This is a genomic window from Paenibacillus sp. J22R3 (assembly GCF_056269305.1).
Map to the genome: position 1 here is coordinate 62,117 of NZ_JBWDNS010000010.1, position 13,969 is coordinate 76,085.

14 protein-coding genes are annotated in these 13,969 nt (G+C 50.9%); 3 read left to right on the plus strand and 11 right to left on the minus strand.

Annotated elements, in window-relative coordinates; translation table 11 throughout:
* The first annotated feature begins 26 nt into the window (after positions 1-26).
* Together AC0YN4_RS29075 and AC0YN4_RS29080 are read left to right on the plus strand one after the other, a co-directional pair.
* Entirely contained in the window at positions 27-419 is a 393-nt protein-coding gene (locus tag AC0YN4_RS29075) for a DoxX family protein (RefSeq protein ID WP_475837417.1), read from the plus strand.
* A gap of 42 nt (positions 420-461) precedes the next feature.
* Positions 462-1,238, plus strand: coding sequence for a pirin family protein (locus AC0YN4_RS29080; RefSeq protein ID WP_475784349.1), 777 nt, complete (start codon positions 462-464; stop codon positions 1,236-1,238).
* Positions 1,239-1,302: 64 nt separating this feature from the next.
* On the opposite strand, the gene melA is transcribed toward AC0YN4_RS29080, so the two are convergent.
* The 5 genes from melA to AC0YN4_RS29105 all read right to left on the minus strand — a co-directional run bounded on the left by melA (position 1,303) and on the right by AC0YN4_RS29105 (position 7,062).
* The gene (melA, locus tag AC0YN4_RS29085) at positions 1,303-2,811 is read right to left on the minus strand and encodes an alpha-galactosidase (protein WP_475837418.1); all 1,509 of its coding nucleotides are present in this window, start codon (positions 2,809-2,811) and stop codon (positions 1,303-1,305) included.
* Between the two features lie 113 nt (positions 2,812-2,924).
* Positions 2,925-3,824: a helix-turn-helix domain-containing protein gene (locus AC0YN4_RS29090; RefSeq protein WP_475784293.1), complete on the minus strand. Its 900-nt coding sequence runs from the start codon at positions 3,822-3,824 to the stop codon at positions 2,925-2,927.
* Between the two features lie 57 nt (positions 3,825-3,881).
* Positions 3,882-5,063 carry a SulP family inorganic anion transporter gene (locus AC0YN4_RS29095; protein WP_475784292.1) on the minus strand — a complete coding sequence of 394 codons (1,182 nt, stop codon included), beginning with the start codon at positions 5,061-5,063 and terminating at the stop codon, positions 3,882-3,884.
* 109 nt (positions 5,064-5,172) lie between these two features.
* The gene (locus tag AC0YN4_RS29100; protein ID WP_475837419.1) at positions 5,173-5,454 is read right to left on the minus strand and encodes a hypothetical protein; all 282 of its coding nucleotides are present in this window, start codon (positions 5,452-5,454) and stop codon (positions 5,173-5,175) included.
* Between the two features lie 42 nt (positions 5,455-5,496).
* Complete coding sequence (locus AC0YN4_RS29105; protein ID WP_475837420.1) at positions 5,497-7,062, minus strand: HEAT repeat domain-containing protein; 1,566 nt, start codon at positions 7,060-7,062, stop codon at positions 5,497-5,499.
* A 157-nt stretch (positions 7,063-7,219) separates the two neighbouring features.
* Here AC0YN4_RS29105 and AC0YN4_RS29110 point away from each other — a divergent pair, with 157 nt between their 5' ends.
* Positions 7,220-8,110 carry an AraC family transcriptional regulator gene (locus tag AC0YN4_RS29110; protein WP_475837421.1) on the plus strand — a complete coding sequence of 297 codons (891 nt, stop codon included), beginning with the start codon at positions 7,220-7,222 and terminating at the stop codon, positions 8,108-8,110.
* A gap of 57 nt (positions 8,111-8,167) precedes the next feature.
* Here AC0YN4_RS29110 and AC0YN4_RS29115 read toward each other — a convergent pair whose 3' ends face one another.
* Genes AC0YN4_RS29115 through AC0YN4_RS29140 form a run of 6 tightly spaced genes read right to left on the minus strand, consistent with a single transcriptional unit; the run spans position 8,168 to position 13,286 of the window.
* On the minus strand, positions 8,168-8,893 hold the full coding sequence (locus AC0YN4_RS29115) for an ABC transporter permease (protein WP_475837422.1): 726 nt from the start codon (positions 8,891-8,893) through the stop codon (positions 8,168-8,170).
* The gene (locus AC0YN4_RS29120) at positions 8,886-9,812 is read right to left on the minus strand and encodes an ABC transporter ATP-binding protein (RefSeq protein WP_475784287.1); all 927 of its coding nucleotides are present in this window, start codon (positions 9,810-9,812) and stop codon (positions 8,886-8,888) included. The genes AC0YN4_RS29115 and AC0YN4_RS29120 overlap by 8 nt, the downstream gene beginning before the upstream one ends.
* A 24-nt stretch (positions 9,813-9,836) precedes the next feature.
* Positions 9,837-10,670, minus strand: coding sequence for an ABC transporter permease (locus AC0YN4_RS29125; RefSeq protein WP_475837423.1), 834 nt, complete (start codon positions 10,668-10,670; stop codon positions 9,837-9,839).
* Positions 10,667-11,647, minus strand: a complete 981-nt coding sequence (locus AC0YN4_RS29130; RefSeq protein WP_475837424.1) for an ABC transporter ATP-binding protein — start codon at positions 11,645-11,647, stop codon at positions 10,667-10,669. Before AC0YN4_RS29130 ends, AC0YN4_RS29125 begins: the two co-directional genes overlap by 4 nt.
* Positions 11,644-12,765 (minus strand): hypothetical protein, encoded by a 1,122-nt coding sequence (locus AC0YN4_RS29135; RefSeq protein ID WP_475837425.1) that lies wholly within the window; start codon positions 12,763-12,765, stop codon positions 11,644-11,646. Before AC0YN4_RS29135 ends, AC0YN4_RS29130 begins: the two co-directional genes overlap by 4 nt.
* Positions 12,762-13,286, minus strand: a complete 525-nt coding sequence (locus AC0YN4_RS29140; protein WP_475784283.1) for a sigma-70 family RNA polymerase sigma factor — start codon at positions 13,284-13,286, stop codon at positions 12,762-12,764. Before AC0YN4_RS29140 ends, AC0YN4_RS29135 begins: the two co-directional genes overlap by 4 nt.
* Between the last annotated feature and the right edge of the window lie 683 nt (positions 13,287-13,969).

Sequence of the window (13,969 nt, forward strand, 5' to 3'; positions counted from 1 at the left end):
TTTTATTTTATGGAGGATAATCATTCATGAGTGTTGCACTGGGCTTGTTGCTTATTCGGTTGGTTGTTGGTTTGACGTTTGTCGGACACGGCCTGCAGAAGCTGTTCGGCTGGTTCGGCGGATATGGCCTAAAGGCGACCGGAGGCTGGATGGATTCTATCGGTTTAAAGCCAGGCGTTCTAATTGCGCTGACAGCCGGTCTTGCGGAACTTATCGGCGGTACGCTCTTTGCCCTTGGCTTATGGCTGCCGGTATCTGCTGTACTAATTGTACTTACGATGCTTGGTGCAATCATTGCCGTTCATCGCAGAAACGGCTTCTGGATTACCGGCAATGGCATGGAATACAACATTGTCCTCATTGCAATCGCAATCGGAGTTGCCCTTATAGGAGCAGGCGAGTACGCAATCGGCGGTTGATCGGATTAACAATACATTCACTCATTGGAGGTAAATTGTATGATACAAACACTCGTATACGGTCCTTCTCTTCAAGCAACAGGCGCATTTGATGGCGGCAAAATCACGGAACAGAAGCCAATCGGCTTCTCCGGTGAAGGTTCTGTCGTGAAACGTGTGAGCACCTTGTTCTACTGGGCATGGGCTCACGCCAAGCAAGATGGCTATATTCCGCTTCATCCTCACCAAGCTTTCGAAATCATGACCTATGTTGTTGCAGGTCAGGCGGAACACGGCGATACGCTCGGCACCAAGAGCACGGTTGGTCCCGGCGGCGTGCAGCTGATGCAAACCGGCTCAGGCGTCAGCCATGAAGAACGTTTTGTCGGTCCGGACATGGAAGGTTTTCAAATCTGGTTCGAGCCCTCTATCCAGGAAGCCCTTAAACAGCAGCCGACGTACAACCAGTATGAGCATAAGGACTTCCCTGTAGTTGAAGGTGCCGGTTATACCAAGAAAACGGTAATGGGCGAAGGCTCGCCAATCTCCATCACGGCAGATGCGCTGATGTGGGATGTTGAACTTGCACCTGGCGCGCAATTTACACATCCGATCGCAGGCGGACGGACATTGACTGCTCTGGCCATTCGCGGAGAAGGCTCTTGGACTTATTCATCAGATGAAGCGAAGGATACCACTTTTAAACATAAAGATTTCATCTTAGCCAGAGCAGCCGAAGCGCAAGAAGCCGTCATCACTGCAGCCGGCAACACACCGCTGCGTCTCATTCTGATTGATGTGCCTACAAACGTTGACTACCCGCTATATCCTAAACGTTAATAATTACGGTGTATGGCAAAAGGGGATCGAAGTGCCGCCTTGGCATTCCGATCCCCTTCTTTATTTAGTGTGCTGCAGCCGGACGTTCCTTCGCTTTGTCCGCTTCGCCCGCGTTACGGGTTGCCGCTTCGCGATCCTCCAGCATCTCTTCGATTGATTTGGTTTTGAGACGGGCCGCACCTTTATAGTCTTGGCGTGTCGGAATGAGATTACCTGCAGCTAGCCGCTCCTTAGCTTGCTCAATAGAAGCGCTGTATTGCGGCAGCCATTTCGCCTGCGCAACAAGCATCTCGTCGACCATTTGCCAAATTTCCTTCGGATTACATACAGCACCCACAAGCGGATCCATCATCATCGCTTGGCGGAGCAGCTTATCGTCGCCATGAACAGCCGCTTCCACCGCAAGTCGTTGAACGGAAATGCTCACGTTGCACACGGCCGCGCAGCCAAGAGGCAGCTCGCCGACGACCGGCATATTGATGCCATTCGCATCGACATAACCAGGTGCTTCAATAATGGCATCATCCGGCAGGTTCGCAATTACGCCATTGTTCACAACGTTGAAGTGTCCACGGTACAACCGGCCTGTTTCCAGCCCTTCAATAATGTAGGAACCGTGCTCCTCCGAGCGTTTCTCCGGGCTGTATACGTATGGATCGCCTTTCATCCAGTTCGGGAAATCTGTCTCGAACCAATTACGCCCTTCCGTACATACGCGCAAGTAGCCGCCGGTTTCCCCATTGATCCATACGCCCATATCGATCCAATCCTGAATCTCATCCGCGCGTTTGCGGTACCAAGGCAGATACTCGCTGAGATGTCCATTCGATTCCGTCGAGTAATAGCCGAATCTGCGCAGCATATCGATGCGCACCTTCTCTGTCTTCTGGAACTCCGGATGGTTCTCGAATGCCTCAAGCAGCTCGCCTGTCTTGTCTACTCCATTATGTTTAACAGATACATACCAAGTCTGATGATTGATGCCTGCGCAAATAATATCGACCTCTTGCTTCTTCAGCCCAAGCGCAGTCGCGATTTGATGATGACCGCCTTGAACGCCGTGACAAAGTCCGATTGTCCGCACACCACCGTATTTGTTGCAGGCCCAAGTCAGCATAGCCATCGGATTCGCATAGTTCAGCAGCAATACATCCGGTGATGCAACCTCGCGGATATCCTTGCAGATGTCCAGCATTGCGGCGATACCCCGCTGGCCGTACATGATTCCGCCTGCACAGAGCGTATCGCCAACGCATTGGTCTACGCCATATTTGAGCGGGATGTCAACATCATGCTGGAAGGCTTCCAAGCCGCCGATACGAACAACGGTAAGTACGTATTTGGCATCCTTTAATGCTTCGCGGCGGTCGGTCGTCGAATGGATTTGGATATGAAGGCCATTCTCGATGATGTCTCGTTGGCACAGCTGCGTCACCATGTCCAGATTGTGTGCATTAATGTCTGTAAATGCAAGCTCTATGTCGCGAAATTCGGGTACCGCAAGCAAATCACGCAGCAATCCCCTTGTAAATCCGATACTGCCCGCTCCGATAAAAGCAACTTTGAAAGACATGCTAAACCCTCCTGAGGTTAGTGGAATAGAATACTCGTTCATTACCCTCATTCTAGCAGGAGCATCAAGAATGCGTTTCCACAAATCCAACCGGATTGCGCCAAGCATGTCAACTATTGCAACTGCTTATCGAAGCCTTGCATCGTTTCGATGGATCTGCGGTAAGCCGCCGGAGACATTCCGGTCACTTTCTTAAACAGCATGCTGAAATATTGGCGGCTGTTCAGGCCGATATAATCAGCGATATCGATGATCGGGACATCGGAGCGAGCGAGCAGCATCTTAGCTTTCTCCACGCGCAGCTCGGCTAGATATTCCGTAATCGTCACATTCATATTCGCTTTGAAAATCCGCTGCAAATACACCGGATGTAAGCTTACTGCTGCTGCAACATCCTTCGCCTGAATATCGCAATCATAATGCTGATGGATATATTCTATTGCCTTGCGCACATAGCGGTGATGCTGCCCATGGGCAACATCCTTCGCTTCATCTGCCGCTAGCCGAGCAACACGAACGAGCAGCTGCGCAAGCAGCAAATGTGTCATGCTGCGGCGCTGCGCTCCGCCGGTATCCATTTCCATGACAATACTCTTGAGCGTATGATGCACTTCATTGGGATCCCGCAGCACGATCGTACTGATCTTGCGGTCCAATAGCTGAGCCAACGCTTCATGCCCTTGGGCAAGCTGCGTCATAGACGGATATATGCCATCGCATTCCGTAAAGTTAAACTCAACATTGAGCATCCGGCAGGGACTTTCTTTCGGCACGATAAGTTTATGCGATACGCGAGCATCCAATAAGATCAGATCTCCTTTGCGCATCTGGAACACCTCATTCATCGTCTCCACCGTACACGTACCGGAAATCACATACATAAATTCGATCGCGTCATGAGCATGAAAGTCCATATCGTAATCGAGCCACTGCTTATAATAGTAAGCGACGATGTTGGGGCGGAAATCTCCGCCTTCTCTCCAATAAGGATCGTATAAGCTGTAAGATCGCATACAAGCCCCCGCCTCCATTTCACCGTTTAGTAGTAGACTTACAGCCGAAGATGAAGATTACCCTTCAAGCGAACCGCTCCCCAGTGACTTCTGCAGCAAGAGGATCAAGAAGCTGAGAATGACGCCGACGATAACACCAATCGCAAGGTCATGAGTAACTACAACCGCAGCCACGGTAACCACCATAACAATCGTTTCGCTGGCAGGGACGGAGCGCAATTTAAACACCGATTTCCAGTCAAAAATCGCAATACATACCATCAACATAATGCCAATGAGCGCGGCCATCGGAATAAGAGCGAGCAAATCGCCAAGCACGACAACGAGCAGTAACAGGAATAACGCCGCAACGAGCGTCGACAGACGATTCCGTCCGCCCATCTTCACATTAAGGACAGACTCCGCAACAAGCGCGCAGCCTGCCATCCCGCCGAAGAATCCCGCGATGAAATTCGCGATCCCCTGACCTCGCATTTCCCGGTTCTTGTCCGTCTTGTCTCCGGTCATCTCATCGAGCAGGTTCTGCGTCAGCATCGTTTCGGTGAAACCGACAACAGCCAGAGACAGGGAGTACGGCAATATAATGAAGAACGTTTCCCACGTAAACGGAATATCCGGCAGCAGGAATGATGGAAGCGAAGCATCGATGGCAGCAATATCCCCAATACGAGTGACGTCGCTAATCCCTAGCACCCATACAAGTATCGTCAGCAATGCCACGGCAACAAGCGGCGACGGCACAGCCTTGAAATAACGAGGAAGGATATAAATGATGAGCAGCGCTGCTGCGATCAACACATACATCATGAAGGAAGCATTCACCAAATAGCGCAGCTGTGACAGGAAAATCAGTATCGCGAGCGCGTTCACGAAGCCCGTTAAGACCGGCTGCGGCACGAAACGCATCACTTTGCCAAGCTTGAAGACACCCATGAAATATTGGATAACGCCGGTTAACACCGTCGCTGCGAATAAATACGCGATGCCTTGTTCTTTCACCAGTGTCAGCATCAGCACCGCCATGGAGCCGGCTGCCGCCGAAATCATGCCGGGCCTGCCGCCCAAGAACGTAATGACCAGCAAAATACAAATGGTCGCGTAAATCCCCACTTGAGGCGGCACCCCAGCCATAAACGAAAACGCCAAGGAGTCCGGTATTAAAGCAAGTGTTGCCGTCATGCCGGCAAGCACATTTAATCTGACATCCGATGTCCATTGATCACGCCAAGATCCATTCAAGAACCGTTCACCTCTAACTATAGATATAGATGCCGAAATTCCGGTATTCTATCGGTTAGCATAACCCCCGATTCCACGGACGGTCAACGTTCTTTTATAAGTTTCTACATTAAAAAGCCCGCAAGCCGGCACCTTTCGAAGAAAGGCGCAGTTTGCGAGCTTGATAGGGTAAATTAGCGAATCCGGTATTCGTCAAAATAGCGAGGAAGTATCGTCGTTGAAGCACCTGGCTGCTGCGGGAGCGTGTAGAAGCCGTCAACAGTAGCCGGCTCCTCGAACCGATCCAGTGCATCGGTCCAAAACGCAGCTCATCCCAGATCTGTTTGATCATCGTCGGATCCTTGCCAATCAGTACGGGAGCGTAGTAACGGTCGATCGTAACCGCAATCATCTCGTCGCCTTTCGCAGTCGTACCGGGTCTCCTCCGCTACTCTTAAAATGTACTTGCTTTGTGCGTATCCGGACACCAACGTGCCGCGCGATAGTGGGAAATGAGGACATCGATCGCTTTATCTGTTCGAATGGCAGTCAGCGCCTCGAATGCATAGGCACGCGTATAACGGTCTGCGCTGAGCAACCCGAACTGCAGACCGGACACCACGAGATCAGGATCGCCGGACTTCCCGATGCGAAGTAAGGACAGCGCTGCCGTATAGCCGATTTTGTTCTTGATATATTCTTGATTGTGTACATAGAAGCTTGTACTGCCAGCCGCTTCATTCTCTGATTGCTCCTGCAGGACAGCTTCCTCAATGACACGAACCAGTGCCGGTACCGTCATTTCAGCCGCTCCGTTAATCATCCCGAGAGATTCTACGGCGTTACGTCTCACCCATTCACTGGAATCAGCAAGCAGGGCTATTAAGGCAGGCACTGCGGATGAAGCCTCTTCTCCGAGCATACCGAGTACGAAAGCGGCAAGCGCTCTGCTGTTCTCCTCTGCATGCTGAAGTACGTCGATCAGACTCGGCACTGCTGCAGCGCCTGCTGCTTGAAGTCCATAGGCTGCACGCTGCGCAGTTAATTTGGACCCATCCTTAAGGACGCTTAGCAGCTCTTGCATCCCGGCCGATCCCATGTGTCCCAGCGCATATACCGCGTTTAATGCCGCATCTTCCACAGGATCTTGAATGAATGCGGTAAGCTTCGGAGCTGCGGCAGCCGCCGCCTCGCCCATTAAGCCCAGCTTGTCTGCAGTTCGTGCACGAATAGCTGCGTCTGCGTCTGCGCCCGCCAGCTCTTCAATCAGAGCCGACACCACTTCTTCGTTACCGATGATGACAGGCGTAAAGTTCTTCTCTCCTCTGAGCCAGTTCCATGCGTCATGCCATAAATTAAGATGCGCTGTCGGTGCTTCAACCGGAAACGCCGGCGTACCATTCGTATGATTCCAGCTTGGCGACTTCGGCTCCCGCAAACGAACGAATTGGAATTTCAACATGTACCGGTCGAGATTCGAGGTGTTCAGCGATGCTTTATGCCAGATGTCGAAATGGACTAATGCAATCGTCCCTGCTTTGCCGGTAGGCAATATGACTTCTTGATTCGGGAATTTCTCGTTGTATTGGGAGCCGGGCATAATAGCGGTCGGCCCCATCTCTTCGGTAATGTCCTGCGTATAGTAGAACATCATGACCCACCAAGGACGATGGCTCCGCATCGAGGACCAGTAGCCGTCCTTATGCCACTGACCGCCGCCCGGTGCTTGATTCCCCGGCTGATTGTAGTGCATATGCCGGTGAGGATGCATATAATAGTCAGGTCCGAGGACGCTTGTCAGTGCACCTTTTACAGTTGGCGTATCAAAGAATCGTTGGATATCAGGCACACGCGGCAAAATATTATTGCCCGGATTACCTTCATTCTGCAGCACGTAGTCAATTTGTCTCATTACATTCTGGTGCAGCGCAGACGGCAACTCATTGTGTAAAACCACGAATCCATTGGTAATAAATGAGATCATCTGCTCGTCGCTTAGCAATTCCATTTCATCAAGCATTGTGATGCAGCCCCTTCATTCGTAAGTTAATGTGTTATATTTAATGTATACGAGAGGGTGAATTTTGTATTTAGCTCACAGTCATCCAGTTGCACAATAGTCAGGTTGTTTTTAGCCCAATTTCGTTTGCAAGTTTGCGATAAAGGAGATTCTCGCCATGGATTTCAGCAAGTTCCATCCCTATGTCTATTACGCGACCAAATATGCCTTCTATCGCGGACAGTCCAGCTTAAACCGTTATATCTATTCGAGCTCTATCTATATGGTGATTGAAGGGAAAGGCATCTTCGGCTTGCGCGGCCGGCAATATGAAGCACTTCCGGGCATGATGGTCTATATGGAAGCCGGACAGCCCCACGATTGGATTGCTGACGCCACCGACCCGCTGATTCATGTATGCTGCTATTTCGATTGGTATTATGTAGACAGAACCGAAGTATTCAAGGATCACGCCGCGCCGCTATGCTACGACTATCCCCAGCTGCGAACCGAGCTCGTAGGCGAAGCGTTTCCTTACCCGCTGCCCGAAATATCCACAATAAGCGGCGCATCCATGCTCAACTGGACGGACCTGCTGCAGAGAAGCTTTATTTCGAGCGAGCATACGACAGAGCGAACCTTCCTGCGGAGCATGGCTGCGCAGAGCCATTTTGCCGTATTCATCAATCACTTCTTAACCTACTCGCTGCAAGAGAGGCATATCCCAGATCCGAGGATTAGCAAGCTGCTCGAACGCATTGAGTCGGATTTAATTAACGGCAAAGCTATTGAATTGGAGCTCTATTCGGAGCAGCTTGGTGTAAGCCGAGGTTATTTCTTCGAGCTGTTCAAGAAAACAACGGGTTTATCACCGGTTCAATACATCAATCAATTCCGCATTAACAGAGCGAGGGAAGATCTGCGCTCCTCCAATTTGAGCGTTATGCAGATCGCGGACAAATACCAGTTCAATTCGGTTCACTACTTCTCCAGAATGTTCAGCAAATATGTCGGCATGTCTCCTCAGACCTACCGAGAATCCGAAGTCTCGAACAGAATTCTGTTCTAAAACAAATAGCCCGGCAGTGTATGCACTGCCAGGCTAAAGGGTCATTTGGAACAGGAACTATCCGCTGTGTACGTCTGCTCTACGGAAATATAAGCCGATAAAGAGAAGCGGAACGAAGAATGCAATCAGCATCGTCGTTACTCCGGTGGAAACAGAGTTATGATCCGGCGACATGTTAAGAACCAGATTCAGCGGCGCACTCCACGGATAATACATAATGAATCTGGACTGCATGATGGTGAGTTCCGAAACGACGGCAAACACGCCAAGACCCATTGCCGGAATATAACTGCGCCACATAAGAGCCACTGCAGCCGCAATTGGCAATAGGGCATATTGCAAGATGAAGAGCAGACCGTATTTGCCGGCTTCTTTTCCGAATACAGCTAAGGTCGGCATCTCGCTTGTAAACAGGAAGCCTGTACCAAAGGTAAGCAGGAACGAGAGCAGGATAACCGATAACAGAACCGGAATAGCGATGATAAACTTTGCTGCAAGCACTTGATTGCGCGAATGCGGCCCCGTCAATATATTGTTTACGGTACGCTCTTGGAACTCCCTTGCGAATAAGTAACCACCCAATAAGGCAAATAAGGCCGGACACATCAGCATCGTCAAAATGAACAAATTATTCTCGAACAACCCCTTCCACTCAAAAGCCCCCGAATTGTTCAGTTGTATGAAGAATCCGAGTGCTCCCGGAAGCAGCGCACCAAGCAGAATCAGCCATAACATGCGGGAATTACGCCATTTGAGCCATTCACAGGCAATGAGATTAAGCACGGGCCGCACCTCCTTCCACAAGGCGCACAAAGTAGTCTTCGAGCGAATCTTTCATGGCGGAAAGACTATTCACAAGAATGCCTTCCTTCACGAGCAACCGGTTCATCTCGCCCGGAATCAGTCCATCATCATAGACACGGAGCCAGCCATCCTCATCGATTCGGCAATCGCGAATGCCCATCTCCGAAACTAACAGCTCCCTGGATTTCTCCAGCTGATCCACCTGTAAACTAATATAATGACGATTGCGCTCCTTAAGAGCATGCATCGTTGTCTCTTCCAGCATAACGCCGCGATGGATGATGCCGACTTTCGTCGCCAGCTGCTCCACTTCACTTAGAATATGGCTGGAAACGAGTATCGTAATTTTCCGTTTCTGCGCGAGCTCCTGGATCAGCAATCGAATTTCTTTAATCCCCATTGGATCGAGGCCATTGGTCGGTTCATCCAGAATGAGCATCTCCGGACTGTGAAGAATCGCTCTGGCAATGCCCAGACGCTGCTTCATACCAAGGGAAAAGTTAGCCGCTTTGCGGTTTCTGGCCTCCCATAGACCTGTCGTATGAAGAGCATCCTCCATCGCGTCTTGACCTTGAACACCCATCATTTTGCGGTGAACGTCCAAATTCTGAATAGCCGTTAGATTCGGATAAAAGCCAGGATATTCAATGACCGATCCGACTTTCCGCAGCACCGCATTGCGGCCCTTGCCGATCCGCTCTCCAAGCAGCTCTACGGATCCGGCCGTCGGCTGGATGAGTCCCATCATCATCCGAATCGCTGTCGTCTTGCCGGCTCCGTTCTGTCCGAGGAAGCCGTATATCTCGCCGGGCATTAACGTCATGTCAATGCCATTCACGGCTTTAACGCCTTTATAATGTTTGCAGAGTCCGCGGACCTGCAGGATAGGTTGATTCATTGTTAGTAACGCTCCTTCGATAATTTAAGCAATATCTTTGCGCCGGAACCCGAAGCATCCGGCAACGAGCAGCACAAGCAAATAGAAGACCGTATACAGAATAAATGCCATACTAGGCACATTGATGGCGGATAACGGACCCATCGTGTTCACCATATCGGTCGTCACCGGCAAATCGAGTCCATTGAGGAGCTCATAAGTCACCCGCTTCAGCATCATATTGGATGGCAGCAGCATGGAGAAGAACAACGCGAACTGTGAGATCTTCTCACTGGCGAACGGGAGATTCTCCAAGAAACCGCTGAATAGACTTATTCCATACAGCATGGCGCAAGCGACGCCGTTTCCGAGCATGGGCAAGAAGATCGAGCCAAACATCGTAAGGGCAAGCAGCAGCAGCGGCGCCCAGATGAATAGCAGCAGCGACTTCAAGATGACGAGCGGATATAGCGGGAAATCCAGCCAGAAGTGGATCGGAAGCAGAATCGCGAAGAACAAAACGATACTATACCCGATGAGCCAGCATGCGATACCCATATATTTACCCAGGTACACTTTCCATCGCGGGATCGGGCGGGCTAATACGGCCAGCATTAGTCCGTTCTCCACTTCACCGGAGATCGCTCCCATCGTCGTGAACAAAACCAGAAAAGCAATGATCATTTGCGCGAAGAGCAGTCCAAGTGAAAGCAGCATCACGCCGTTCATTAACTCTGCCACCTGAAGCTGATTATGATCATCAGGGGTACGGGATAATCCATAACAGAACAACCCGACAAACAACACTGTCAGTACAACGCTGACCCATACGATTTTCTTGCGGAACAATTCTTTGCCGGCAAACGCAATCCACATCATGAACGTACACCGCCTTTACCTGCACCGCTGTTGCCCTGTTCCCCGGACATGGCCAGAAACCATTCCTCGAGCCTGCCCTGAACCGGCCGTACCTCGTAGACCGTGACGCCTTCTTCGACCAGCAGCCGGTTCAGATATCCAATCTGCTCCCGCCCCTTGGCAGACACATGAAGGACGGCGCTGCCATCCCCATCCTGCTTTGCAATCGTAAAGGACATTCCCGGCAGCAGCTGACCCGAAAGCGATTCCTGCAGCTCCGGCAGCCAGCCCGAAGTCGTAACCTCCCAGCTCGTGCCGCTTCGCAGAAGCTCTCGCATCGGCCCCACTGCACGCAGTTTGCCTAGGTGAAGGAATGCGACATCATCACAAACCGCTTCGACATCCTCGAGCAAATGTGTATTCAGGAAAACGGTCTTCCCCTCCGAACGAAGCCTTTCCAGCAGCATGCGAACTTCATAACGGCCGATCGGATCTAGTGCCGAAGACGGTTCATCCAAAATAATAAACTCCGGGTCCATTAGCAGCGCGCAGGCGATTCCGAGTCGCTGCTGCATGCCTTTAGAGTAATGGCGGACACGGTTCCAGCCTCGTTCGTTCAACCCGCTAATACGAAATACTTCCTCAATACGGGCCGTGAAGTCGGCTGATTTCGACTGAGATCGCGTCATTCCGCATAATCCGGCATGATAACGGAGCACTTCTGCACCTGTCAGCCATTCCTGGAAGCGAAACAGCTCCGGCAAATAGCCGAGCTTGATTCGTGATTCAGGATGTCCAATCGGTTTGCCGAAGAGTGTACCGCCGCCGGAATCCGGACGCAGCAAACCGACAACCATCTTCACAAAGGTGCTCTTGCCTGCGCCGTTCGGACCGAGCAGACCGAAGATTTTCCCCTTCTCTATTTCCAGGGAAATATCGGTGCAGCCCGTTCCGGACGCATAGGTCTTAGACAGTCCATTCGTTTGCAGAATCATCATTTCATAATTCCTCTTGCTTCATTAATTAAGGCCTCTTCCGATGGATAAGCCTCAGTGGAGCCGCTTAGCTGATAGACCCATTCATTTTGAAGCCAAATCAGGGATCTGCCGCTGCCCGACATGGTCAGGATGGCGTCATTGCCATCGACCTTCAACGTGCGGACGTTGTCTGTCGAAGTCGATGGAACCGGCAGCGTATGGCGCCAATCGCCAATACCCGCAAGCTTCGCTCTCATTTCATCGGGGATGATAGGCAAATCAAGGACTGCCTGCCGAATTTGCTCCACATCGACGTCATCGGATACTTCAATAGACGGGGCAGGCATCTGTAACAGCTGCTTAGCCGTACTCCCATCCTCGGCTGCCTGATCCATCCTAAACGTGCCAGGCATACGAATGACAATCGGCGAATCCTCGACGGAAGCCGGGAATTTCGTTTCGCCTCCGAGCAGCGCGATCATTTTGTTAATTTCCTTCGGATGCAGGTTAAAGGTAATCTGCTGCTCCGGCATGTAGGTTATAATGCTTTTCCCATCGCCCGGAAGCTGCTTAAGCTTCTGTTCTCCGGCTAAGGTCGCTGCCTCGGCAGCATCGACATCGCGCGCCGTTCCTCCGCCTTCTTGCTTGATATCGCCGTACCGATTCAAATCAAGCTGTTGGATGCCGGCCGTTCCCGCTTGCAGCGCATCGCGGAAAGATGTGATATCGGATTGGCTGATTTCAATCGTTTCAAAGTGCTGCACGCGGAACGTCCCCAGCATGGACGCCATGACGTCTTGCCCCCAGGACGTGAACAACAGCATGCCTGCAAGCACCGCTGCCGTCGCGCCGGACAGCCACCGTTTCTTCAGCCTGCGAGGTTTCTTCAGACGTGTTCCTTCATTAATAGCTGCAATTTGATTTGGCGCTGGCGGCTCTTCGCGCGCAGTCAGTTCCTCACCCAATAGCTGCTCGTTTGGTTGCTGATTAGCTTGGTTCGGCTCAGCATTCTCCATCCAGACAGCAGGTACCTCCTCGTCCTTCACCGCCTCGAACAATCGATCGAGCGCATTCTCGACATCAGCATCGCTAATGCCCAGCTCTTGCGCATCTATATGATCCAATGGTTTATGTTTCATTGCTCCATGACCTCCTCAGCATTCATATTCTTCTTAAACCGACTAGCCGCCCGCATGAGCAGGGTCCCGACAATTTTGGGATTCACCTGCAATGCCTCCGCAATCTCAGCATGCGTATAGCCTTTTTCTTTGAGCAGCAGTGCCTGACGGTCCCGCTCGGATAATTTATTCAGTACATTTCGGACGACATCTCGTTCCCAATTCTGAATGACAGCTGCATCATTAGATGGATGGACCTGTTCTTCCGTTAACGCTTCGTTCATCTGTTTCTCCGTCAGGTTCTGTTGTCTGCCGGACTTGCGATAATGATCATATACGATACGGGTCAGTACCCGGTGCAGCCATGCTCCCATGCGATCTAGCTCTTCCGGTGGATTACGGTAAAGCCGCAGGAATACCTCTTGAGTCAAATCCTCCGCTGCTGCGCGATCTCCGATAAGAGCAATAATTTTCCGCAGCACGGCGGGATAATGTTCCCGGAACAACGCTTGAAACCGTTCCGGCCTATTCTGGTTTACCATGTATTCGCCTCCTTCATCTGTTAAGACGACGCATTTAGCCCAAATATAGCACACCGGTAAAAAAAAGCTAACGTTTGCTCCCAGCACGCTTGGTGCTGAGAGTGCGAGCGCCGCAAGATCCACTCCCGAATACAAATGATGCGACAGGTTTTCTTCGCAGCCACTGAGAAACTCAGGTTTTCAAGCGATCGTAGCGATTCGATTTCTTTTGTGGTATTGCTCTCCAGCTGCCAAAGTAATGAGGTACGAGGGATCAACTGTCGCGCGGCTCGAAGATGACGTGTAAGGAGTACAACACAATCGCTGCATTTTAATCTCAAATGACGTATGACTTGTACTTCGTACAAGTCATACGTTTCCTTCTAATGAATATAGCTGGTTATCCGTATTTCAAATGCATTTTATACACGTTAAGTACCTTATTTCTCGGAAGGCTTCAGTTTGTCGTGTAGTTTGTACAACTCAAGTAGGAAGCCGATAAAAACTTCTATAACCGCTGGCTCTAACGAACCGTACAGGCCTTATCAGGCCGAATTTTGGGACTTTGAGAATCTAACGAACCGTACGAGCCTTATTCTGGCAAAATCCACCTCGAATCCCCCCACAACCATCAAATAGAAACTCTACGGTTCGTTAGAATTTTTTTGAAGCTATTCCGGGACGAATAAGACCTCTACGGTTCG

Excerpts from the sequence above, each read along its gene's own strand:
- AC0YN4_RS29100 (WP_475837419.1), bottom strand. The coding sequence starts at position 5,454 with ATGATTGCGGTTACGATCGACCGTTACTACGCTCCCGTACTGATTGGC.
- AC0YN4_RS29135 (WP_475837425.1), bottom strand. The coding sequence starts at position 12,765 with ATGAAACATAAACCATTGGATCATATAGATGCGCAAGAGCTGGGCATT.
- AC0YN4_RS29130 (WP_475837424.1), bottom strand. The coding sequence starts at position 11,647 with ATGATGATTCTGCAAACGAATGGACTGTCTAAGACCTATGCGTCCGGA.
- AC0YN4_RS29125 (WP_475837423.1), bottom strand. The coding sequence starts at position 10,670 with ATGATGTGGATTGCGTTTGCCGGCAAAGAATTGTTCCGCAAGAAAATC.
- AC0YN4_RS29075 (WP_475837417.1), top strand. The coding sequence starts at position 27 with ATGAGTGTTGCACTGGGCTTGTTGCTTATTCGGTTGGTTGTTGGTTTG.
- AC0YN4_RS29140 (WP_475784283.1), bottom strand. The coding sequence starts at position 13,286 with ATGGTAAACCAGAATAGGCCGGAACGGTTTCAAGCGTTGTTCCGGGAA.
- AC0YN4_RS29105 (WP_475837420.1), bottom strand. The coding sequence starts at position 7,062 with ATGCTTGATGAAATGGAATTGCTAAGCGACGAGCAGATGATCTCATTT.
- melA (WP_475837418.1), bottom strand. The coding sequence starts at position 2,811 with ATGTCTTTCAAAGTTGCTTTTATCGGAGCGGGCAGTATCGGATTTACA.
- AC0YN4_RS29110 (WP_475837421.1), top strand. The coding sequence starts at position 7,220 with ATGGATTTCAGCAAGTTCCATCCCTATGTCTATTACGCGACCAAATAT.
- AC0YN4_RS29090 (WP_475784293.1), bottom strand. The coding sequence starts at position 3,824 with ATGCGATCTTACAGCTTATACGATCCTTATTGGAGAGAAGGCGGAGAT.
- AC0YN4_RS29120 (WP_475784287.1), bottom strand. The coding sequence starts at position 9,812 with ATGAATCAACCTATCCTGCAGGTCCGCGGACTCTGCAAACATTATAAA.